This window comes from Ruegeria sp. BHSC026 (assembly GCF_059613065.1).
In genome coordinates this window covers 36,164-54,939 of the sequence record NZ_JBXWRV010000001.1, presented here as the reverse complement: position 1 = coordinate 54,939, position 18,776 = coordinate 36,164, and the positions used below count along the sequence as shown (strand labels likewise).

Here is an 18,776-nt window from a genome sequence, read left to right as displayed (position 1 = left end):
AAGTCAAAAGGGGGAAAATACGCCCCCCGATCCGTCAATCATTCAACACGCCCTTTCCAGGTCAGGCGGTTCGGCAAAAAGGGGAATCAAGACAAGCCCCTCTAGGCAATTGAAAACTATCACAAAGACCAATCCAAAAATACTTATGTTAGAAGATAGTTCCCAAGGATTCGGCTCCAATAAGGTTGACGTTGGGTAAGAGGGTGGCAACCGCGTCAGGGATTGAGCTGAGGCAAGCCGGATTGAGAGTGACGCCGCGGGCGGGTGATACGGTCAAGACAATCGCGGACCTTGCGCCAGTTTTCCGGTTGGAGATTACCTCTTCCATATCTGGACGCTCCGATTTCGGCCAGAGAAGCCTCGAATTCAGCAGTGTCTGGTGGGTCGGCCAGCCGCCGTTTCCAGTCTTCCAACGTCTGATAAACGCGGGCGATGTCTTGTTGGCGCACAGCTTTTTTGAGTTCCGAAAATGCATGCGCGGCCGAGGCCAGCCTGCTTTGTCTGGTCGCTTCCAAATGTACATTAAAAACCGGATATAGATTTCGGAAAATAAGCCATAATATTGCGGCCCCAATGGTGAAATAGCCGATCAGACGTATCACCGTTTCCCGGTCCGGAGGTTGCCACGGCGGCGGCGCAAGAACGAGGTCGACGGGATCGGCGCGCGCAGTTTCGATCTTGTTGGTCTTGAGGTTGAACCAATCGATCTCGACAGCCGGCAATTGGGTCTGTCCGCCGTCCTGGGCCACATACGTCACGCGGTCGGTACGTTGGCCGGACAGGACGCCCCGGTCTTCGGTTTCCGACAATCGGGGTTCATTGGGATAGGCTCGCAACAACGGGTCCTCGATCTCGGGTAACAAAGGCGGGATCATGATCGGGGTCGTTCCGGTGATTTTGGCCGTGATGGCGCGGGTCAGTGCGTCTCCGGTTTGAAGGCTGGTATCGCCCTCAATCTCCTGAGACAGTTCGAACCTGTCAGCGATTATCAGGGGATCCAGTCCTCGGGCTGCGTCAGGAACCTCGACTGTCAGGCGAACGGCGGGCAGGGGAACCGAGACCTGAACGGGATCGTTGGTTTCGGGATCGGCATAGGTCACCTGCACCGCGGCCGCTGCAAATTCATACGTACCGGGGGCCAACGGATACAGCCGATAGCTGCGCTGAACCCCAGACCATGTTTCGCCCTCAACGCTCTCGCTGACCGGCCCCGAAGCGCGATCGGGCAAGCGCACCAGAAGGTTTTCCTGTTCAAGCGATGGAAAGACCGGTGGATTTGGCATGTAGGTCGGCACCAGCACCTTCAGGCGAACGATGGCGGGTTGGCCGACGATTGTCGGATCCGGAGGCACTTCGATCGTGACGCGGGGCTGGAAGTCTGTTGCTTGCGCCAAAACCTGAGCGGGGCATAGAAGCATTATCAAGAGCGCAAGGTACCTCATTGGGATCGCTCCTGATTTTCTAGAACAAACCGGCTGCGCAGGAAGTCCTGCATGTCGGTGTCGATGGCACTGATCCACTGGTCGGCCGACAGGGTCGCGGCGTCCCCGGTCTCGGCCGGTTGCGTGGTGTCCGCGCCCAGACCGGCTTCGTTGTCGAACACTATGTCGTCAGTCCCGATGCCCGACGCTTCGCCGGTGTCGGATTGCTCACGGGTGGATTCGACCTCGGCCAGAATGGCTTTGGCGACGGCCAGGTTGTACGCGGCCTCTGGCCAATCCGGGCGGCGCTCCAGCGCGGTTTCAAAGGCCGCGATGGCCGGACGATACTGTCGATTTCGGATGCGGGCCATGCCTTCGGCAAACGCCGCTTCGGGCGTGGAAAGCTGGGTAAAGGTCTCAGACGCTTCCGCATATTGCCCGGCTTTCAACTGGGCGTAGCCTCGGTGATACGGATCCTGAAACAGCGTGCTGGCTGCGGCGTAGTCCTTCCGGTTCATGGCGATCTGGCCTTGCTGGTCCGGCGTCAGGAACCAGTCCCGCCAAGCGTCTGCGCGCGCGCCGGTCGGCGGCAGAAACAGCAATGCCACAAATCCCCAGCGAATGACCCAGCCACGTCTGAACCACAGCAGTGCGATCAAGGCGACGGGCCAGGCCAAAATCCAAGCGCGGTCCTGCCAGTCAACGCGATCGTCCTCACCCAAAGCCGCGGAAAAACTGCTGGTGATACCGCGGTTCAGTCGGATGATGTCGCGGTCATCGCCCGAGAACGGAACGATCGAGGCATTGCGCAGGCCGTCCAGTTGCGGAATCTGGCGACCATTCGGAAGCATCGTCAGGAAAAACAATGGGATATCAGATTGTCCCAATGCGGAAACCTGCTGCGGATCGACATCGTCGAGTACAAAGAGAACCGCACTTGTGCCCATCTGATCGCCCAGAATGTCCTGCGCCAGCGTCAGCGCGTCACCGGCGGCATCGCCCGCGACCGGCATGACCGCCGGGGTTAACCCTTCGAGCAAGGGGCGCAGGATGTTGGCGTCTTCGGTCAGCGGCGCGACCCGGTGTGCGGATCCGGCATAGGCGATCAGGGCGGTGGGCGCACCTGCGCGGGTGTTGATCAGATCGGTAATCTTCAACTTGGCACGGTCCAGCCTTGACGGCGCGAGGTCGGCCGACTCCATGCTGTCGGTGACTTTGAGCGCGATCACCAGCGGCGCGGTGTCCGCAATCAGAGGGTTCGGCGCCCGTGACCATGTCGGCCCTGCCACGGCAAGGGTCAGAAGACTGGCGGCGAGCATTGCGAGGTCCAGCGGACCGACCCGCCGTTGATCCTCGGCACCCAGACGCAGTACCTGCGCCAGGTGGGGCGCGATGCCCGCAGGCAGTTCCGAGCTGCCGGATCTGCGTGGCCGGGTCAGCCACCAGACAGCGGCAATAGGCAGCAACAGCAACAGCCAGTAGGGGCGCAGGAAATGAAACTGGGCCAGAGCGTCGATCATGCCGCGCGCCTCCGACCCTGTGAAAGGCGAAAGCCCAGGGTGCTGGCGAGGATGAGGAGGAGCGCTGCCGCCAGCGGATAATGTGCAAGGCTGATCCTCGGGCGGTAGCTTTGGGTTTCCACCACGCGGGGGTTCTGGGCGTCGATCTGCTGGTAGACCTCTGTCAGGGCGGCCTCATCATCAGCAAAGAAATACTGGCCTTGGGTTTTGTTGGCGATGTCTTTCAGCGCGTCCAGATCGACCCGGTCTTCGCCCGTGGCAGCCGGGTCGCCGACGCCGATCGTGTAGATCTCGACACCCTTGTCCGCCGCAATCGACGAGGCATTGACCGGCGTCATGCGGCTTGAGGTGTCGGCACCGTCCGACAATACGATCATCAGGCGTTGGTCCACCTCGCTCGACTCGAAGGTGCGGATGCCCAGCCCGATCGCATCGCCCAGCGCCGTGTTCGGACCCGCCATGCCGACGGCGGTCTGGTCCAGAAAGCCGTTGAGGCTTTGCAAATCCTCGGTGAACGGGGCCTGAACGAAAGCGCGGGTGCCGAAGATGATCAGCGCCATCCGGTCACCGTCGCGCGCGGCGATGAAGGCGCGCAGAACGTCCTTGACGGCCTCCAGCCGCTGCTTGGGCGTGCCATCCGCGGCCTTGAAATCGCGCTGGTCCATCGAACCCGAGATGTCCACGGCCAGCACCACGTCGCGGGCGGATTTTTCGATGACGATCGGGTCGCCCAACCGTTCGGGCCGGGCCATGGCCAGAACCAGCAGCACCCAGATCAGGATCGCCAGACCGGTTTGCAGCCGCGTCCGTCTGAGGGTTACCGAACCGGATTGCGGCTCGGCCCCGGCCGCTTGGGCGACGTGGCGAAAGAACGGGATGCGAATGGCATCGACCCGTTGCCGGTGCGGCGGAGCAAGGATATAGACCAGTGCCGGCAGCGGCAGCAGAAGAAACACCCAAGGCGCGGCGAAACTGAACATCAGACCGCCCCCTTGGTCCGATGCGACTTGATCCAGTGCCGCGCCAGTTCGGCGGCATTCGGGTCTGAGATCCCCTTGCGGTAGGGGGCGGCTGCCAGGTTGCCGAGGGCAGAGGCGGAAAACCCCGACAGGTCAGCGGTTTGGCCCAAAAAATTCGTCCAGTTTTCACCGGTCAAACCGGCGACCTGAGACCGGGGAAAGGCGGCAAGGGCGGCACGGCGAACGATCTCGGCGGCTTTGGCCGGGTCATTCTGACACCGGTCCAATTCCTTTAGCGCAAGCCGCCGATAGGCATTTGCCCGCCGGTGCCGCCAGATCGTCACGAGGATCAGACCAACCACGAGCAACAGCGCCACCGCCAGAACAACCCAGCCCCAGGTCTGCGGCACCATAGAAATCGGAGCCGGCTCGGGCGCCGGTTTCAGCATGTCCAGCAGTTCGACCAGCGATTTGCCTTCGGTGTCCGGGGTCATGACCGCCCCCCTTGGTGGCCGAACAGCCGGAGTATCTGGGCCAATGCGGGCTCGGCCGTGGTCAGCGGGACGATCGGAAACCCGTATCGGCGCGACCAGGATTGTAGCTGCGCCAACCTCTGCTCCATCGCCCTTGTCACGCGGTCCGACAATTGTCTGTCAGACGCGTCCAGTTCGATCTGCTGGTTGCCGTCCGAGACCGTCAGCCGCAGCTCGGGCGGCATGTGGCGCGAGATCGGGTCGGAAATGTCGAACAGGATCAGGTCATTGGAATGGGCCAGGCGGAGCAGTAGCCGTTCGGACCCGTCGGTCAGGCCGTCAAAGTCCGAGAACACACAGACCAAGGCATTGGTATGTGCGATGCGCGCAGCCTGTTGCAGCACCTGGTTCAGCGAGACCGTGGTCTGTGGGCGCAGCCCGGCATTCAGGCTGCAATTGAGTGCGCCGAGCGAGGACAGAAACCGCCGCAAAGCCGCCGGGCGGCGCTGCGGTCGATGTTCGGCCAGGTCGGTATCACCGAACACGATACCGCCGACGCGATCGCCCTGTGCCAAAACCCGATGGGCGGCGATGGCCGCGGCCTCGGCCGCCACTACCGATTTCATGTAGACTTGTGTGCCGAAGAACATCGAAACCCGCTGATCCACCAGCAGCAGAGCCGGGCGGTCACGCTCTTCGGTGTAGACGCGCACATGTGGCTCGCCCGTTCGGGCCGTCACTTTCCAGTCGATCGTGCGGATGTCGTCTCCGGGCAGATAGGTGCGCAGTTCCTCGAAATTCAGGCCGCGCCCGCGCAGGCGTGAGGCATGGCGGCCGTTCAGCACCGAACGGGCCGGCTGCCGGGGCAGAAGGCTGAGCGCGCCGGTGCGCCCGCCGAGGCTCAGCAGGTGGCGGGCATCGACCTGGAATCGTGGGTCGCGGGATGTCGCTGCGGTCGGGGACACGCGGCTCTCCTTTGTTACGATCAGGGCAGGGCGACGAGCTTCAGGATCTCGTCGATCACGTCATCGGCGGTCTTGGCGTCGCCCTGCGCTTCGAAACTCAGCGTGATACGGTGGCGGAACACGTCATGGGCAATGGCACGGATGTCGGCCGGGTCGACATAATCGCGCCCGTTCATCCAGGCATGGGCCCGGCCGCACTTGTCCAGCGCCAGCGATGCCCGCGGACTGGCGCCGATCTCGATCCACGCGGCGAGGTCATCGCTGAGCGCGGACGGCGTCCGGGTCGCCTGAACAAGATCGGCCATGTACCGATCCATCGCATCCGAGACATGGATTTGCCCGATCTGCTGCCGGGCGGCAAAAACGGCATCTTGCGGGATTGGTGACGGTTTCTCGGCAGTGGTCCCGGAATTGGCGGCGGTGTCCTCGCCGCGGACCAGACGGATCACCAGCACCTCGTCCTCGACCGGGGGGTAGGTGATCTTTACATGCATCAGGAACCGGTCCATCTGCGCCTCGGGCAGCGGATAGGTGCCTTCCTGCTCGATCGGGTTCTGGGTGGCCATCACGATGAACAGCGGCTCCATCTTGTGGGTGGTGCCGGACACGGTGACCTGCCGTTCCTCCATCGCCTCAAGCAGCGCGGCCTGAACCTTGGCCGGAGCGCGGTTGATCTCGTCCGCCAGGACGATATTGGCGAAGATCGGGCCGGGCTCGAACCGGAAGGTGCCGCCTGCTTCGGTCTGGGTATAGACCTCGGTCCCTGTGACGTCGGACGGCAACAGGTCGGGCGTGAACTGGATGCGGCTGAATTCGGCATCAAGATTGCGGGCCATCGCCTTTACCGCACGAGTTTTAGCGAGGCCGGGCAAACCTTCGATCAGCAGGTTCCCGTTGGCCAGCAGGCCGATCAGAAGGCGGTCGATGACCTGTGTCTGTCCGATGATCGATCGGGCCATCCGGGCTTTCAGATCGTTGATTTGGTCAAGCGGTGTCATGGCGGTCCAATCGTCAGAAACGGTCAATCATGCGTTTGCGCCGGACCCGGTGGATCATTCGGCCAAGCCATTGCAATATTTGAACGCTAACAGCGCATTGATGGCCGATCCACCCCCGATTTCAGGGCGTTCAGCCGAAGTCAGGCACGCGGCGACTTGACGTCCTCGGCCAGGCGCCCGTCCAACGACATCAAAACGGCTACGGGGCGCAGGGCCGGTATGTGGCTGAAGATGATCAGAATGCACACAGTCAACGGAACGCTGAGAAACGCGCCGATCAGACCCCAGACCGTGGTCCAGAAGGTCAGCGCCAGAATCACCAGAAAGGTTGACATGTTCAGCGAACGGCCCAGCAGGGCCGGATCCAGGAAGTTGCCGATCAGGAATTGGATCGTGCCGCACCCGAACACGATCACCAGGAAGGGGCCGAGCGTTTCGAACTGAACAAGGGCGATCATCGCCGGAAAGACAACCGCGATGATCGAGCCGATCGACGGGATGAAGTTCAGCGCAAAGGTCAGAACGGCCCAGGTTTCCGCGTATTCCAGCCCCAGAGCCCGAAAGATGGCATAGCTGATCCCGGCCGTGACAAGGCTGATGAAGGTCTTGACCCCGACATAGCGCTGCAGACTGAAGGTTATCGCATCCAGAACCGTGGAAAGGTCGCCCCCGGTGACGGGATTTCCGGCCGCGATCTTCAGCTTTTTGCGGAAGGCCAGCCGCTCGGCCATCAGGAAGGCGACATACAGGCTGATCAGGAAAAACTGGTTCAGCATCGAGGTGGCGCTGCCCAGCAGAACCCGCGCGACCGAGGCCATGTCCATGCTGATCAGATTGTCGCGCACAAAGGCGGTCACATCGTTCCCGACCAGGCCGGTCACGCGGTTGATAACGCCGTCGAGCTGGTTTTCGTAGTCGCCCGCGGTCCGTGCGAACTGCGTGGCCTGACTGCCCAGGATGTAGGTGATCATGAACAGGCCGGCCAGAACCACCGTGACGGCAGCCAGATTTGCCAGCCACACCGGCGCGCGGGTCAGAGCGATCACACGGTCGCTGAGCGCTATGATCAGCACGTTGATCAACAGCGCCATGGTCAGCGGAACCAGAAAACTTGCACCTGCGTAAAGCCCCAGCACCACTAGGGTCAGCACGATGGTGACGTCGCGAACGACACTCAACCTCAGCGGTGTGCGGGTCGGCGGAGCGGATTTCGTCATTCGGGCCTCGGCTGTTCCAGCGCGAGCTGGGTGCAACGGTATTGTCCAATGGCGATCCTGCACGGACGGCAGGCTTTGTGCAATCGGGCCAGACAGTTATTCGGAAAATTCTCGTGCAATTGACGCATTGGCCGGTTCTTTCGTCGTGAGTTGCAGGCTAGGGTTTCCACATGACACAAGTCCTGATTCCCGTTTTGGGCCGTTTCGTTCGGGCGCTTTGGCTGGCCGTCCGGCGCTTCGACGACAAGAACGGGTTCGTCATGAGCAGCCATGTCGCCATGTCTCTGATGCTGGCGCTGTTTCCCTTTGCCCTGTTCACCGTGTCTCTGGCCGGCCTGCTGTCGCAGGACTATGTCACCGACGAGATGATTGGCCTGATTTTCGGCGTCTGGCCCAAGGACGTGGCCGAGCCGATCGTGGCCGAACTTCGCGCGGTTTTGAACGGGGCAGGGTCGGGAACGATCACCTTGGGTGCAGTGCTTGCCGTCTATTTCGCGTCGAACGGAGTAGTAGCCGTTCGGGCGGCCATCAATCAGGCCTATCACGACACCGACAGCTGGCCGTTCTGGAAAACGCGCCTGTTCTGTCTGGGGCTGGTCATTCTGGGTGGCGCCGCGATTTTGATCGTTGCGGCGGTTGAACTGCTGTTGCCGATCTATTCCCGCCTGATGTCCGAGAAGACGTCAGTGAATGTCGCTGACTGGTTGTCGGTCGAACGCCTGCGGTGGACCTTCGCCGTGGCGGTCCCGGCACTGACGGTGCTGCTGGCTCATCTGGTTCTGCCGGTCGGCCGGCATTCGCTGCGCCAGATCCTTCCTGGCGTGCTGTTGACGCTGGGTTTGTGGCTGGCCGGCGGGCTGGCGTTCTCGCTCTATATCGGTCAGTTCGCAAGCTACAGCGCCACCTATGCGGGGCTGGCCGGCGCCATGGCCGCATTGATCTTTCTGTATCTGAGCGCGGCCATCATGATCTTTGGCGCCGAATTCAACGGTGCGCTGATGGATATCGACAATCATGACGAGGTCGGAAACGTATGACGATTTGGCCGCACGCCGCATGGGCATCCGCAATCTCCTTGGCCTGCATCCTGCTTGCCGGGCCAACGGTGGCGCAGGACTATGTCGGCTCGGAAGCCTGCCGCGATTGCCATGACGAACAAGTGCAAGCGTGGATCGGTTCCCATCACGCCAAGGCCTGGACCGCGCCCACGCCTGAAAACGTGGTGGCCGATTTCGACGGCACGACATTCGCGGACAACGGCATGGCAGTCGAGTTCCGACAGGAAGATGGCGTCTACATCGCAGACGTGACCGAGCAGGACGGCCAAACGCGGACATACAGGGTCCACTCCGTCGTGGGCATCGAGCCGTTGCAGCAATATCTGTTCGAAACCGAACCCGGCCGATTGCAGAGCTTCGACGTGGTCTGGGACACGGTGGAAAAACGCTGGTACCACCTCTACCCGGATCAGGATCTGCCCCCGGACGACGGGTTGCACTGGACGGGCTCCTACAAGACCTGGAACGCCCGCTGCGCTGAATGTCACGCGACCGAGTTCAAAAAGAACTTTGACGTGCAGACGCAGAGCTATGCCTCGACCCAGTCCGAGATCGGCGTGGGGTGCGAGGCCTGCCACGGTCCGGGCTCGGCCCATCTGGAGTGGACCCGTGGCCAGACCATGCCTGCCGGGCTGGACGCGTTCGGGTTTTCTATGCGCTGGGGCAGGGGGGACACCGAGGCCGAGATTCAGCAATGCGCCTCCTGCCATTCCCGCCGCGAGGCGTTCGCGGATGGAAATCCGCTGCCGGGCATACCGTTCCACGATGCCTACAATCTGGCCCTTCTGCGGCCCGGTCTTTACCAGCCCGATGGCCAGATCATGGACGAGGTCTATGTCTACGGCTCGTTTCTGCAATCAAAGATGTACGCGAAGGGCGTTGGCTGTCTGAATTGCCACCAGGCGCACGGCGCAACCTTGACGGCCGAGGGCAACGCCGTCTGCACGCAGTGCCATTCCCCGGCGGGCAATCCCGATTTTCCGACCCTGCGCAAGGCGCTGTACGACGATCCCGCGCACCATCGCCACACGCCTGGGGGCGAGGGGGCGCAATGCAAAAGCTGCCACATGATCGAGCGGGTCTACATGGGTGTCGATGGCAGGCGCGACCACAGTTTCCGTGTGCCGCGCCCCGATCTGGGCCTCGGCGCGGACGCCTGTACCGATTGCCACAGCGATCGGGATCAGCCGTGGGCTGCTGCCACGATCGACGCGTGGTACCCGGACCCGGCCCACCGCCGGCCGCATTTCGGCACGGCCTTCGCGCCGGCCTTTTCCGGTCAGGGCGCCGACCCCAAAGCTCTGATGACGATCGCGCTGGACGCGGATCAGCCGGGCATCGTGCGGGCCACTGCGGCCTATCTGCTGCAACAGCATGGGTCGGCGGATCTGGCGGCGACCACTGCCGGTCTGCTGGCGGATGCCGACCCGCTGGTGCGGGCCAATGCGGTTCCGCTGCAACGGTCCGCCGACCTGCCGGACCGGATCGACCGGCTGTCCCCGTTGCTGTCCGACCCGGTCCGGTCCGTCCGGCTGTCGGCCGCCAAGGAATTCCTGACCATTCCCGGGCAGGCGCTGACCCCGTTGCAGCGCACCAACGCGCGCGAAGCCATGGCTGATTGGCAGCGCACTTTGTCGAACCGGCTGGACTTCCCCGAAACGCATCTGGTCCTGGGTGGCATGGCGCTGACGCTGCGCAACGCGCCGGCGGCCGAACAGGCCTTTCGTCAGGTGGTGACCCTGGACCCCCAGCGCGAAGAGGCCTGGCCGATGCTGGTCCAACTGGCGCAGATCAATCGCGGCGTCGAGGCCGCGCGCGCCGTCCTGCGCGAGGGGCTGAAGGTTCTGCCCGACAGCGCGGCGCTTGGGGCGCTGGCCGATCAACTGGGCCGCTGACCCGGCACCGAACTTCCCCGATCCTGCCATCTTGACGGCAGATTTCCGACCTATCCCTTCGCCGAGGGCAAAAGGCCCGTTTGGTGATGGGTGTACCATGCTGCATTCGACATTCCCGCCCACGAGGTCCGAGAAAGCCGCGATGCCACGCGACCCGGCGCTGGTTCAACGGATCGAATCCCTGCGCAGCCGTCCCGTCGTCTATCTCGGGCATGGCGACGCGTTGATGCTGCTGGGGTTGGCTACCGCATCCCTGCGGGAACAGCAGTTCGCGGGCGCAAAAACCGCGGAAGACATTTAAGCTCAGCCCCGGAACCCGGTGGCGACCACGAATTTCTCGGAACTGTCCGACCGAGACGCCGGCGGCTTGACGTTCGCGACCTTCTCGAACTTCTGTTTCAGCAGTTTCTGCAGGTCGCCCTCGGCCCCGCCTGCCAGAACCTTGGCGACGAAGGTGCCGCCCTGTTCCAGAACGTCGAAGGCGAAATAGGCGGCGGTTTCACACAGGGCGATAATGCGCAGGTGGTCGGTTTGCTTATGCCCCGACGACGCAGCGGCCATGTCCGACATGACCACGTCGGCCTTGCCGCCCAGCCAGGCTTTGACCTTCTCGTCAGCGTCGTCTTCCATGAAGTCCAACTGATGGATCTCGGCACCGGCGATGGGTTCGACCTCTTGCAGGTCGATGCCCAGAACGGTGCCGATCCGCTTGCCCGATTTCTCGCCCAGCGCGTTCACGCGTTTGACCGCGACCTGGCACCAGCCCCCCGGCGCACAGCCCAGATCGACGACCCGCGCGCCCGGCACCAGGAACCGGTATTTGTCGTCTAGCTCCATGATCTTGTAGGCCGCGCGCCCGCGATACCCCTCGGCCTGCGCCCGTTTCACATAGGGGTCGTTCAGCTGCCGCTGCAACCAACGGGTCGAGCTGAGCTTGCGCCCGCGTGCGGTCTTGACCTTGACCTTCAGGTCACGCTGCCCGCGCCCCGAGGTGTTTTTGCCAGTTGGTGTCTTCGCCATCAGAACGGTCCGTCTTCCAATACCCCGTCCGCGCTCATCTGGGCATAGAGCAGACCCTCGCGCAGCCCCCGATCCGCAACCGAAAGGCGGTCGGTGGGCCAGCAGCGCAGCAGCGCCTGCAAAATGGCCGAGCCGGACATGATCAGGGCCTGCCGGTCCTCGCCGATGCGCGGATCGCGGCGCCGACCCTGAGGGCCGAGTTCTAGATAGCCGCGTATCACCTTGTCAATCTGATCACTGGTCATGCGCAGCCCGTCCACCTTGGTGCGGTCATAACGCTTCAACCCCAGATGCGAGGCCGCGACCGTCGTGACTGTGCCGCTGGTGCCGACGATCTGGAACCCCTCGCGGGCCTGTTCATCCTTGTAGGGGGCGAAATCGGCCAGGTTTTCTTCGAAGAACCAGCTCATCAGCGCGAACCGGGCGGCGTCGTCCTCGACATCGTGGAATTGGTCGCGCAGGGTGGCCACGCCCAGCGGCACGCTGATCCAGTCCACCACCTTGGCCGCAGGAAAGGGGCTGTCGGCAGTGTGGAACCCGTTGTGCAACCGCATGATCGCCGACGGCCGGTCGCGCCGCGGCACCGAGGACAGGTCGATCCAGACCAGCTCGGTCGAGCCGCCGCCGATATCGACCACCAGCAGCTGCTCGGTCTTGGTGCTGACCAGCGGCGCGCATGAAATCACGGCCAGGCGCGCCTCTTCCTCGGGTTGGATGATCTCCAAGGTCAGGCCGGTTTCGCGTTTCACCTGCCGGATGAAGTCGCGCGCGTTTCGGGCGCGACGGCAGGCTTCGGTCGCCACCAGCCGCATGCGCTTGACCTTGTTGCGCTTCAGCTTCTGCTGGCAGATGCGCAAGGCTTGAATGGTGCGCGCCATAGAGGACCGCGACAGACGTCCGGTCCGTTCAAGCCCCGAGCCCAGTTGCACGGACTTCGAGAAGCTGTCCACCACATGGAACCCGCTGCCCTTGGGCTGGGCGATCAACATGCGGCAGCTATTTGTTCCCAGATCCAGCGCCGCATACAGCGCATCTGGATCGGGTCTTGCCGGCGCGGGGCTTTCGACCACTTTCGGGAACGCGCCCGCACCTTTGGGACGCTTGGGCGCCATCGTCACGCCCTCCGATTTACGAGTTACCCCGACATTAGGTTGCGGGCGTCCGACGTGCAAGATGCTCATTAAGGTCATGAGGATTTTGATGCCCATCGGCACTGGAGAGACGACCCGAGGCGCTGTATCCCAAGGGGGCGAAAAGGTCGCTGGAAAAGCGCCGGGTGTCGAAATCCGACCGACCCGGACCCACATTGCCGTTTAGAACCGGACCATCTGGTTAGGAGGAATCACGATCAATGCCTGACGTCACCATCGTATACTGGCGCGACATTCCCGCTCAGGTCATCGTCGGCAAGGGCCGGCGCGGGGCCAAGCGGCAATTGTCGGAACGGTTCGAACAGGCCATCGACCGCGCCGCCATGAAGGTGAACGCCAAGGACAGCGACGCCTACCTGGCCGAGTGGCGCAAGGCCGAGCCGTTCGAGGTTGAGGGCGACCCGGCCGAGATCGCCGAGGCCCAGGCGCTGCGCCTGGAAACGGAATACGATCAGGATCGCCTCAAGGCCCTGATCGGAAATGACGGTTGGGCATGAGCCCCAGATCTTTATGGGAGGCCGCGATGGCTTTGCTGAACTTCAAGAAACGTGATGCGGCCGAAAAGGCCCCGGTGAACCCTGCCGTCGAAGCCTTTCTGAAAGGGTATTCGATCGAGGTGATGCCGCGCACCGCCGAGAAGGTCGAAGATTTTCGCGATCTGCTGCCCGAAGGCACGCGCGTCTACATCGCCCATATCGAGGGCACGCCGATCGAGGACATGGTCAAGACCGCCAAGCGGATCTCGGCCGAGGGCTACCCGGTCATGCCGCATTTCCCGGCCCGCATCATCAAGGACGGGGCGACGCTGGAGAACTGGATCGCCATGTATCAGGGCGAGGCGGGCGTCGATCAGGCGTTGCTGCTGGCCGGGGGCGTGGACAAGCCGCATGGCGAGTTCGACAGCTCGATGCAGTTGCTTGAGACGGGACTGTTCGACAAGGCGGGCTTCAAGCGTCTGCACGTCGCAGGTCACCCCGAGGGCAACAAGGATATCGACCCGGACGGCTCGACCAAAAACGTGGACGAGGCGTTGCGCTGGAAGCAGAAATTCAGCGAAACCACCGACGCCGAAATGGCGCTGGCCACCCAATTTGCCTTTGACGCCAAGCCGATCATCGCATGGGCCGACGGCCTGAAGGCGGCCGGGATCGACCTGCCGATCCACATCGGCATCGCCGGTCCGGCCAAGCTGCAGACCCTGATCAAGTTCGCGATCGCCTGCGGCGTGGGCCCTTCGCTGAAGGTGCTGCAGAAGCGCGCCATGGACGTGTCCAAGCTGCTGCTGCCCTACGAGCCGACCGACGTGATCACCACGCTGGCCGAACACAAGGCGGCCAACCCCGACTTCAACATCACCAACGTGCACTTCTTCCCGCTTGGCGGCATCAAGACCAATGCCAACTGGGCCATCGAAAACGGCGGCGCCTCGACGAAGCCTGCAAACGCTTAAGGACCGGACATGACCCGTACAGTCGTAGAATCAAAGACCAAAACCGCGATCATCGGCTTCGATCAGCCGTTCTGCGTGATCGGCGAGCGGATCAACCCCACCGGCCGCAAGAAGCTGGCGGCCGAGCTGGAAGCGGGCGATTTTTCGACCGTCGAGCAGGACGCGCTGGCGCAGGTGGCGGCCGGGGCGACCGTGCTCGATATCAACGCGGGCGTGGTTTACAACTCGAACCCCAACCCGAACGAGACCGAACCGCCGCTGATGAAACAGATCGTCGAACTGGTGCAGGGTCTGGTCGATGTGCCGCTGTGCATCGACAGTTCGGTTCCGGGCGCGTTGGAGGCCGGGCTCGAGGCTGCCGAAGGCCGCCCGTTGCTGAACTCGGTCACCGGTGAAGAGGATCGCCTGGAACTGGTGCTGCCGCTGGTCAAGAAATACAACGTGCCGGTCGTTGCGATCTCGAACGACGATACGGGCATTTCCGAAGATCCCGACGTGCGCTTTGAGGTTGCCAAGAAGATCGTCCAGCGCGCCGCCGACTATGGCATTCCGGCCCACGACATCGTTGTGGACCCGCTGGTGATGCCGATCGGTGCGATGGCAACTGCGGGGCTTCAGGTCTTTGCCCTGGTGCGCCGCCTGCGCGAAGAGCTGGGCGTGAACACCACCTGCGGTGCGTCCAACATCTCGTTCGGTCTGCCGAACCGTCACGGCATCAACAACGCCTTCCTGCCGATGGCGATGGGCGCGGGCATGACCTCGGCCATCATGAACCCGGTGGCGCTGCCGGTGACGCAGAAGAAGATTGCTGAGAAAAGGGCCGAGGTTGCGGCGGCGGGCATCATCCTGCCCGAGGGCATGGACGACGAAACCTTCGTTCAGATGTTCGGTCTGGGCTCGACCATGCCGCGCGCCGGCAAGGAAATGGAGGCCATCCGCGCCGCCAACCTGCTGACCAACAACGACCCGCATGGCGGCGAATGGATCAAGTTCAACAAGCCGGCCGATGCGGCAGGCGCCGAAAGCGAGGGCGCGCGTGGCCGTCGGGGTGGCGGCCGCCGCCGCCGGGCCTGATGGGGGTTTGACGCTGTTCCGGGGCCGGGTGTTCAGCCCGGCCTTTTTCTGTGGCAATAACGCGTCTTTCCAGCAGATCGCCGCTTGATCCCGGTGCGCATCCGGTGCTATTTCAGCTCCTGCGGCGGGTATGATGTAATGGTAGCCTGTCAGCTTCCCAAGCTGAACGCGCGGGTTCGATTCCCGCTACCCGCTCCAGATTTCTCTCACATTGCAATGTGTTGCGCTCGTTTGAGCGTCAGGCGTGCTCTGCTGCAAACAGCGGTCTAAGCCGTGCCAGCAGTTGGTCACGCACCAGCGCGAACCGGGGAGTGTGGGCAATCTCTTCCAGCATGGCGACCCAAAGGGGCACGGCCATTCCGGGGGGTGTTTCGGGGTCGCGCTTTAGTCTGGGGTCGGCGTCTCCGACGAAGGTCGGCAGGAACGTCCTGCCCGCTCCTTCAGCAGCCATCTGCCGCAGGACCAGGAAGCTGTCGGCACCGCTGATGATGGCCGCGGGCGCGATGTTGTCCGCCATCCACTGCGCGGGCATCGACTTGCCCAGCGCGCCTTGCAGGGCCAGCCATTTCTGGCCGGGCGTGCCATCGTAATAGACGGCAAAGCGCAGTGTGCCGGCCATCTGGCCGGTCAGGCCGCCATCCAATCCCGGGGACGGGCGCACCACGATATCCGCCGTCAGGCGGGTCAGGTCGTGATGCGTATTGTTGCTGAGCAAAGTGAATTCAAGCCCCGGAAACCGTTCCGAGATACGGCGCAAGATACATGGTAGCACGATCTGGCACAGGCTGTCCGTCGAAGCGATCCGCACTTTTCCGACCGGCGACCGGTCGGCCCCTGCAATCGTACGATCCAGCGCCAGAACCGCGTTTTCGACATCCTCCATTGCGGCGAAGATCTGCTGTGCCTCGGGGCGGGGTACATAGCCGGACGTGGCTTTGCCGAACAGATGGCAACCGTGGCGCTGCTCGAACGCAGCGACCCGGCGCAGGACCGTGGCATGCGTAACGTTCAGGGCCGTCGCGGCAGCGTTCAATGAACCATGGCGACGGACGGCCAGCACGAAGCGGATGTCGTCCCAATTTGTCTTGTTCATAAATGAACAGGCTCAGCAAAATATCAAACAATTACAAGAAAAATTATTCAAGCTAGTCTTTGTGTGTTCAACAAGGGAGCAGAATTATGACCAAATATCTTTCTTTTGCGGCGGCCGGTCTTCTGTCGGTTGCGATCGTAGGTACCAGCATGGCGCAAGAGGCGAAGAACCCCGCAGTTAAGGCGCGGCAGTCTCTGATGTCGCTTTATGCGTTTAACATCGGTCAGTTGGGCGCCATGGCCAAGGGTGAGGCGGAATACGATGCCAAGGCCGCGGCAGCGGCGGCTAACAATCTGGCCACGTTGACCCAAGTCGATCAGTCGGCGATGTGGCCGGCCGGAACCGACAATGCGGGCGATCCGTCTTCGCGTGCTTTGCCGGCGATCTGGCAGAATTTCCCTGATGTCAGCGCCAAGGGGCAGGCCCTGGCCGAAGCCGCTGTTGCCATGCAGTCGGCCGCCGGGCAGGATCTTGATGCCCTGAAGGCCGCGATGGGGCCTCTGGGTGGGGCGTGTTCGGCGTGCCACAAGGCCTATCGCGCCCCCAAGGAGTAAGGGTGGAATGCGAAAATGGGGATTCACGGCCGCTGCCTTCGCGGCCGTGATCGTGGGCGCGGGACTTTTCGTGACCCGCCCGCGTTTGGCTGATCCGGCGAGGTTGAGCGGTCTGGCTCCCGACATTGCGCAGGGTGAACAGGCGTTTCATGCCGCCGGCTGCGCGGCCTGCCATTCGGCACCCGGGGCCGAGGGCGATACCCGCCTGGTTTTGTCCGGTGGACGCAGGTTTTCGACGCCGTTCGGTACCTTCGTCGCGCCCAACATATCCAGTGATCCGGTTCACGGGATCGGCGATTGGACGCCCGTCGATCTGGCAAGCGCGCTATGGCATGGCAGCAGCCCGGACCGACAGCATTATTACCCAGCCTTCCTCTATGCGTCCTACGTCAGGATGGCGCCGCAGGATGTCGTCTCGTTGCATGCCTTCCTGATGAGCCTTCCAGCCGACGCCACGCCCAATGCACCCCACGAGGTAGGTTTTCCGTTCAATCTGCGGCTGGCCTTGGGAGGGTGGAAGCTGCTGTTTCTGCGGTCTGGCTGGATCATGGACGGAGATCTGTCCGGCCAGCAGCAGCGCGGCCGCTACCTTGTCGAGGCTCTGGGCCATTGCGGAGAATGTCATACCCCGCGCAATGCCCTGGGCGGGTTGATCCTGTCGAAATGGCTGCAGGGCGCCCCGAATCCCAGCGGAAAGGGGCGCATCCCGGGGCTGGCCCCCGATCAGCTGGACTGGTCCGAAGCGGATATTGCCGAGTATCTGAGGTCCGGGTTCACGCCGGACTATGACAGCGCCGGGGGCGAGATGGCCGAGGTGGTGCTGAATACCGCGAAGCTGAGCAACGCAGATCGTCTGGCCATTGCCAGCTATCTCAAGGCCATCCCCCAATTGCGCGATTGATTGACATCGAAATCGTGTTGTCTCGGCGTCAGGCCGGTACGTTTGCATCCTGATCGGATGAAAGACCTGTGGGGCAGGGTCCCAAGGGCCGAAAATTCGCCCGACCATGGGCCGATGTTGCCGTGTCCCCAGCCTGTTAGCCTTTTCCCAATAGCGTCAGGAAGGGCGTTTTGACAGGAAAGGATATCGAGATGAGCGTGAAAACGAAAATCGCAAGGTTGTTGAGCACCGCAGCCCTGGCGTCAGCCTTCGCCGCCAGCCCCTATTCGCTGAGTTTTGACTTTGACTCCGGTTTCCATGTGGATCCCTCCTATGCTTTTGCAAAAAGCGGCAAAGGCAAGGATGGTGACGACGACCGCGACGATGACCGGGACGACGATCGGGATGATGACCGCGACGATGACCGAGACGACGATCGGGATGATGACCGCGACGATGACCGAGACGACGATCGGGATGATGACCGCGATGATGACCGGGACGACGACGATGATGACGACGACGACAAGTCCCGCAGCGGCAAAAGCAAGCGCGGCGGATCCGCTGCCGCGTCGGGATCGGGCAATGGCCCGGTGCGCGTGACCAAGATTGAAACCAGCGCCAGCGGCGTCGAGATTCGCTATTCAGACGGCACCAAGGAAGAAATCGAGAACGGGCGCTATGAACGCAAGAACGCGCAGAACCGTACGGTTGAGGAGCGACCGGCGACCGGCTCTGACTTGACCCGACTGCGTTCGCTGGCCGACAGCGTGACCATCAACAGCGTGCCGTCTGGTGGCAACAGTGCCGGTGGCCGGCCAGCCAAGGTGGAACGCCAGGGCAGCAATATCGAGGTGCGCTATACCAATGGCTGGAAAGAGGAAATCGAGGCCGGCCGGTACGAGTTGAAGGATCCATACAACCGGACAGTGGTCGAACGCCCGGCAACCTCGGCCGATATGCAGCGGTTGAACGCGATCACGTACTGAGCAAGCCGTCGAGCAAACCAATTACGGCCTCCGGAATTTCCGGGGGCCGTTTTCAGTTG

General features: G+C 62.6%; 19 protein-coding genes and 1 tRNA gene. 10 read left to right on the top strand and 10 right to left on the bottom strand.

Annotation, left to right across the window (positions count from 1 at the left end; genetic code table 11):
• Positions 1–215 precede the first annotated feature (215 nt).
• The 7 genes from AC2FME_RS00270 to AC2FME_RS00240 all read right to left on the bottom strand — a co-directional run bounded on the left by AC2FME_RS00270 (position 216) and on the right by AC2FME_RS00240 (position 7,553).
• Positions 216–1,442 (bottom strand): hypothetical protein, encoded by a 1,227-nt coding sequence (locus AC2FME_RS00270; RefSeq protein WP_496799293.1) that lies wholly within the window; start codon positions 1,440–1,442, stop codon positions 216–218.
• A complete protein-coding gene (locus AC2FME_RS00265; protein ID WP_496799292.1) occupies positions 1,439–2,941 on the bottom strand; it encodes a VWA domain-containing protein in 1,503 nt (500 codons plus the stop codon). Before AC2FME_RS00265 ends, AC2FME_RS00270 begins: the two co-directional genes overlap by 4 nt.
• Positions 2,938–3,921 carry a vWA domain-containing protein gene (locus tag AC2FME_RS00260; protein WP_496799291.1) on the bottom strand — a complete coding sequence of 328 codons (984 nt, stop codon included), beginning with the start codon at positions 3,919–3,921 and terminating at the stop codon, positions 2,938–2,940. Before AC2FME_RS00260 ends, AC2FME_RS00265 begins: the two co-directional genes overlap by 4 nt.
• Complete coding sequence (locus AC2FME_RS00255) at positions 3,921–4,394, bottom strand: DUF4381 domain-containing protein (RefSeq protein WP_496799290.1); 474 nt, start codon at positions 4,392–4,394, stop codon at positions 3,921–3,923. Before AC2FME_RS00255 ends, AC2FME_RS00260 begins: the two co-directional genes overlap by 1 nt.
• On the bottom strand, positions 4,391–5,338 hold the full coding sequence (locus AC2FME_RS00250) for a DUF58 domain-containing protein (RefSeq protein WP_496799289.1): 948 nt from the start codon (positions 5,336–5,338) through the stop codon (positions 4,391–4,393). The genes AC2FME_RS00255 and AC2FME_RS00250 overlap by 4 nt, the downstream gene beginning before the upstream one ends.
• 20 nt (positions 5,339–5,358) lie before the next feature.
• Positions 5,359–6,336, bottom strand: a complete 978-nt coding sequence (locus tag AC2FME_RS00245; RefSeq protein WP_496742273.1) for an AAA family ATPase — start codon at positions 6,334–6,336, stop codon at positions 5,359–5,361.
• 140 nt (positions 6,337–6,476) lie between these two features.
• Entirely contained in the window at positions 6,477–7,553 is a 1,077-nt protein-coding gene (locus AC2FME_RS00240; protein ID WP_496689575.1) for an AI-2E family transporter, read from the bottom strand.
• Between the two features lie 170 nt (positions 7,554–7,723).
• On the opposite strand from AC2FME_RS00240, the gene AC2FME_RS00235 reads away from it, so the two are divergent.
• The 3 genes from AC2FME_RS00235 (at position 7,724) to AC2FME_RS00225 (ending at position 10,807) form a co-directional block, all read left to right on the top strand.
• Positions 7,724–8,590: a YihY/virulence factor BrkB family protein gene (locus AC2FME_RS00235; RefSeq protein ID WP_496689576.1), complete on the top strand. Its 867-nt coding sequence runs from the start codon at positions 7,724–7,726 to the stop codon at positions 8,588–8,590.
• Positions 8,587–10,506 carry a multiheme c-type cytochrome gene (locus tag AC2FME_RS00230; RefSeq protein WP_496799288.1) on the top strand — a complete coding sequence of 640 codons (1,920 nt, stop codon included), beginning with the start codon at positions 8,587–8,589 and terminating at the stop codon, positions 10,504–10,506. The genes AC2FME_RS00235 and AC2FME_RS00230 overlap by 4 nt, the downstream gene beginning before the upstream one ends.
• 97 nt (positions 10,507–10,603) lie before the next feature.
• Positions 10,604–10,807 carry a hypothetical protein gene (locus tag AC2FME_RS00225; protein WP_496678283.1) on the top strand — a complete coding sequence of 68 codons (204 nt, stop codon included), beginning with the start codon at positions 10,604–10,606 and terminating at the stop codon, positions 10,805–10,807.
• A 2-nt stretch (positions 10,808–10,809) separates the two neighbouring features.
• On the opposite strand, the gene AC2FME_RS00220 is transcribed toward AC2FME_RS00225, so the two are convergent.
• Together AC2FME_RS00220 and AC2FME_RS00215 are read right to left on the bottom strand one after the other, a co-directional pair.
• Positions 10,810–11,526, bottom strand: coding sequence for an RlmE family RNA methyltransferase (locus AC2FME_RS00220; RefSeq protein ID WP_149774381.1), 717 nt, complete (start codon positions 11,524–11,526; stop codon positions 10,810–10,812).
• Positions 11,526–12,638 carry a Ppx/GppA phosphatase family protein gene (locus AC2FME_RS00215; protein ID WP_149774380.1) on the bottom strand — a complete coding sequence of 371 codons (1,113 nt, stop codon included), beginning with the start codon at positions 12,636–12,638 and terminating at the stop codon, positions 11,526–11,528. The genes AC2FME_RS00220 and AC2FME_RS00215 overlap by 1 nt, the downstream gene beginning before the upstream one ends.
• A gap of 239 nt (positions 12,639–12,877) precedes the next feature.
• Here AC2FME_RS00215 and AC2FME_RS00210 point away from each other — a divergent pair, with 239 nt between their 5' ends.
• The 4 genes from AC2FME_RS00210 to AC2FME_RS00195 all read left to right on the top strand — a co-directional run bounded on the left by AC2FME_RS00210 (position 12,878) and on the right by AC2FME_RS00195 (position 15,399).
• A complete protein-coding gene (locus AC2FME_RS00210) occupies positions 12,878–13,174 on the top strand; it encodes a virulence factor (RefSeq protein WP_490360414.1) in 297 nt (98 codons plus the stop codon).
• A gap of 26 nt (positions 13,175–13,200) precedes the next feature.
• A complete protein-coding gene (locus AC2FME_RS00205) occupies positions 13,201–14,127 on the top strand; it encodes a methylenetetrahydrofolate reductase (RefSeq protein ID WP_496799287.1) in 927 nt (308 codons plus the stop codon).
• A 9-nt stretch (positions 14,128–14,136) separates the two neighbouring features.
• Positions 14,137–15,201, top strand: a complete 1,065-nt coding sequence (locus AC2FME_RS00200; protein WP_496799286.1) for a methyltetrahydrofolate cobalamin methyltransferase — start codon at positions 14,137–14,139, stop codon at positions 15,199–15,201.
• A gap of 124 nt (positions 15,202–15,325) precedes the next feature.
• Positions 15,326–15,399, top strand: a tRNA-Gly gene (locus AC2FME_RS00195).
• A 40-nt stretch (positions 15,400–15,439) separates the two neighbouring features.
• Here the strand turns inward: AC2FME_RS00195 and AC2FME_RS00190 are convergent.
• The gene (locus tag AC2FME_RS00190) at positions 15,440–16,294 is read right to left on the bottom strand and encodes a LysR family transcriptional regulator (RefSeq protein ID WP_496678288.1); all 855 of its coding nucleotides are present in this window, start codon (positions 16,292–16,294) and stop codon (positions 15,440–15,442) included.
• Between the two features lie 86 nt (positions 16,295–16,380).
• On the opposite strand from AC2FME_RS00190, the gene AC2FME_RS00185 reads away from it, so the two are divergent.
• The 3 genes from AC2FME_RS00185 to AC2FME_RS00175 all read left to right on the top strand — a co-directional run bounded on the left by AC2FME_RS00185 (position 16,381) and on the right by AC2FME_RS00175 (position 18,717).
• Positions 16,381–16,848, top strand: coding sequence for a c-type cytochrome (locus AC2FME_RS00185; RefSeq protein ID WP_496689585.1), 468 nt, complete (start codon positions 16,381–16,383; stop codon positions 16,846–16,848).
• A gap of 7 nt (positions 16,849–16,855) precedes the next feature.
• Positions 16,856–17,749, top strand: a complete 894-nt coding sequence (locus AC2FME_RS00180) for a c-type cytochrome (RefSeq protein ID WP_496799285.1) — start codon at positions 16,856–16,858, stop codon at positions 17,747–17,749.
• Between the two features lie 191 nt (positions 17,750–17,940).
• Positions 17,941–18,717: a hypothetical protein gene (locus tag AC2FME_RS00175; RefSeq protein ID WP_496799284.1), complete on the top strand. Its 777-nt coding sequence runs from the start codon at positions 17,941–17,943 to the stop codon at positions 18,715–18,717.
• Positions 18,718–18,776 lie beyond the last annotated feature (59 nt).

Bases quoted from the DNA above. Each gene is read 5' to 3' on its own strand.
- AC2FME_RS00215 (WP_149774380.1), bottom strand. From the start codon at position 12,638: ATGGCGCCCAAGCGTCCCAAAGGTGCGGGCGCGTTCCCGAAAGTGGTC.
- AC2FME_RS00205 (WP_496799287.1), top strand. From the start codon at position 13,201: ATGGCTTTGCTGAACTTCAAGAAACGTGATGCGGCCGAAAAGGCCCCG.
- AC2FME_RS00235 (WP_496689576.1), top strand. From the start codon at position 7,724: ATGACACAAGTCCTGATTCCCGTTTTGGGCCGTTTCGTTCGGGCGCTT.
- AC2FME_RS00220 (WP_149774381.1), bottom strand. From the start codon at position 11,526: ATGGCGAAGACACCAACTGGCAAAAACACCTCGGGGCGCGGGCAGCGT.
- AC2FME_RS00185 (WP_496689585.1), top strand. From the start codon at position 16,381: ATGACCAAATATCTTTCTTTTGCGGCGGCCGGTCTTCTGTCGGTTGCG.
- AC2FME_RS00225 (WP_496678283.1), top strand. From the start codon at position 10,604: ATGCTGCATTCGACATTCCCGCCCACGAGGTCCGAGAAAGCCGCGATG.
- AC2FME_RS00255 (WP_496799290.1), bottom strand. From the start codon at position 4,394: ATGACCCCGGACACCGAAGGCAAATCGCTGGTCGAACTGCTGGACATG.
- AC2FME_RS00200 (WP_496799286.1), top strand. From the start codon at position 14,137: ATGACCCGTACAGTCGTAGAATCAAAGACCAAAACCGCGATCATCGGC.
- AC2FME_RS00230 (WP_496799288.1), top strand. From the start codon at position 8,587: ATGACGATTTGGCCGCACGCCGCATGGGCATCCGCAATCTCCTTGGCC.
- AC2FME_RS00260 (WP_496799291.1), bottom strand. From the start codon at position 3,921: ATGTTCAGTTTCGCCGCGCCTTGGGTGTTTCTTCTGCTGCCGCTGCCG.
- AC2FME_RS00270 (WP_496799293.1), bottom strand. From the start codon at position 1,442: ATGAGGTACCTTGCGCTCTTGATAATGCTTCTATGCCCCGCTCAGGTT.
- AC2FME_RS00265 (WP_496799292.1), bottom strand. From the start codon at position 2,941: ATGATCGACGCTCTGGCCCAGTTTCATTTCCTGCGCCCCTACTGGCTG.
- AC2FME_RS00180 (WP_496799285.1), top strand. From the start codon at position 16,856: ATGCGAAAATGGGGATTCACGGCCGCTGCCTTCGCGGCCGTGATCGTG.
- AC2FME_RS00190 (WP_496678288.1), bottom strand. From the start codon at position 16,294: ATGAACAAGACAAATTGGGACGACATCCGCTTCGTGCTGGCCGTCCGT.
- AC2FME_RS00245 (WP_496742273.1), bottom strand. From the start codon at position 6,336: ATGACACCGCTTGACCAAATCAACGATCTGAAAGCCCGGATGGCCCGA.
- AC2FME_RS00175 (WP_496799284.1), top strand. From the start codon at position 17,941: ATGAGCGTGAAAACGAAAATCGCAAGGTTGTTGAGCACCGCAGCCCTG.
- AC2FME_RS00240 (WP_496689575.1), bottom strand. From the start codon at position 7,553: ATGACGAAATCCGCTCCGCCGACCCGCACACCGCTGAGGTTGAGTGTC.
- AC2FME_RS00210 (WP_490360414.1), top strand. From the start codon at position 12,878: ATGCCTGACGTCACCATCGTATACTGGCGCGACATTCCCGCTCAGGTC.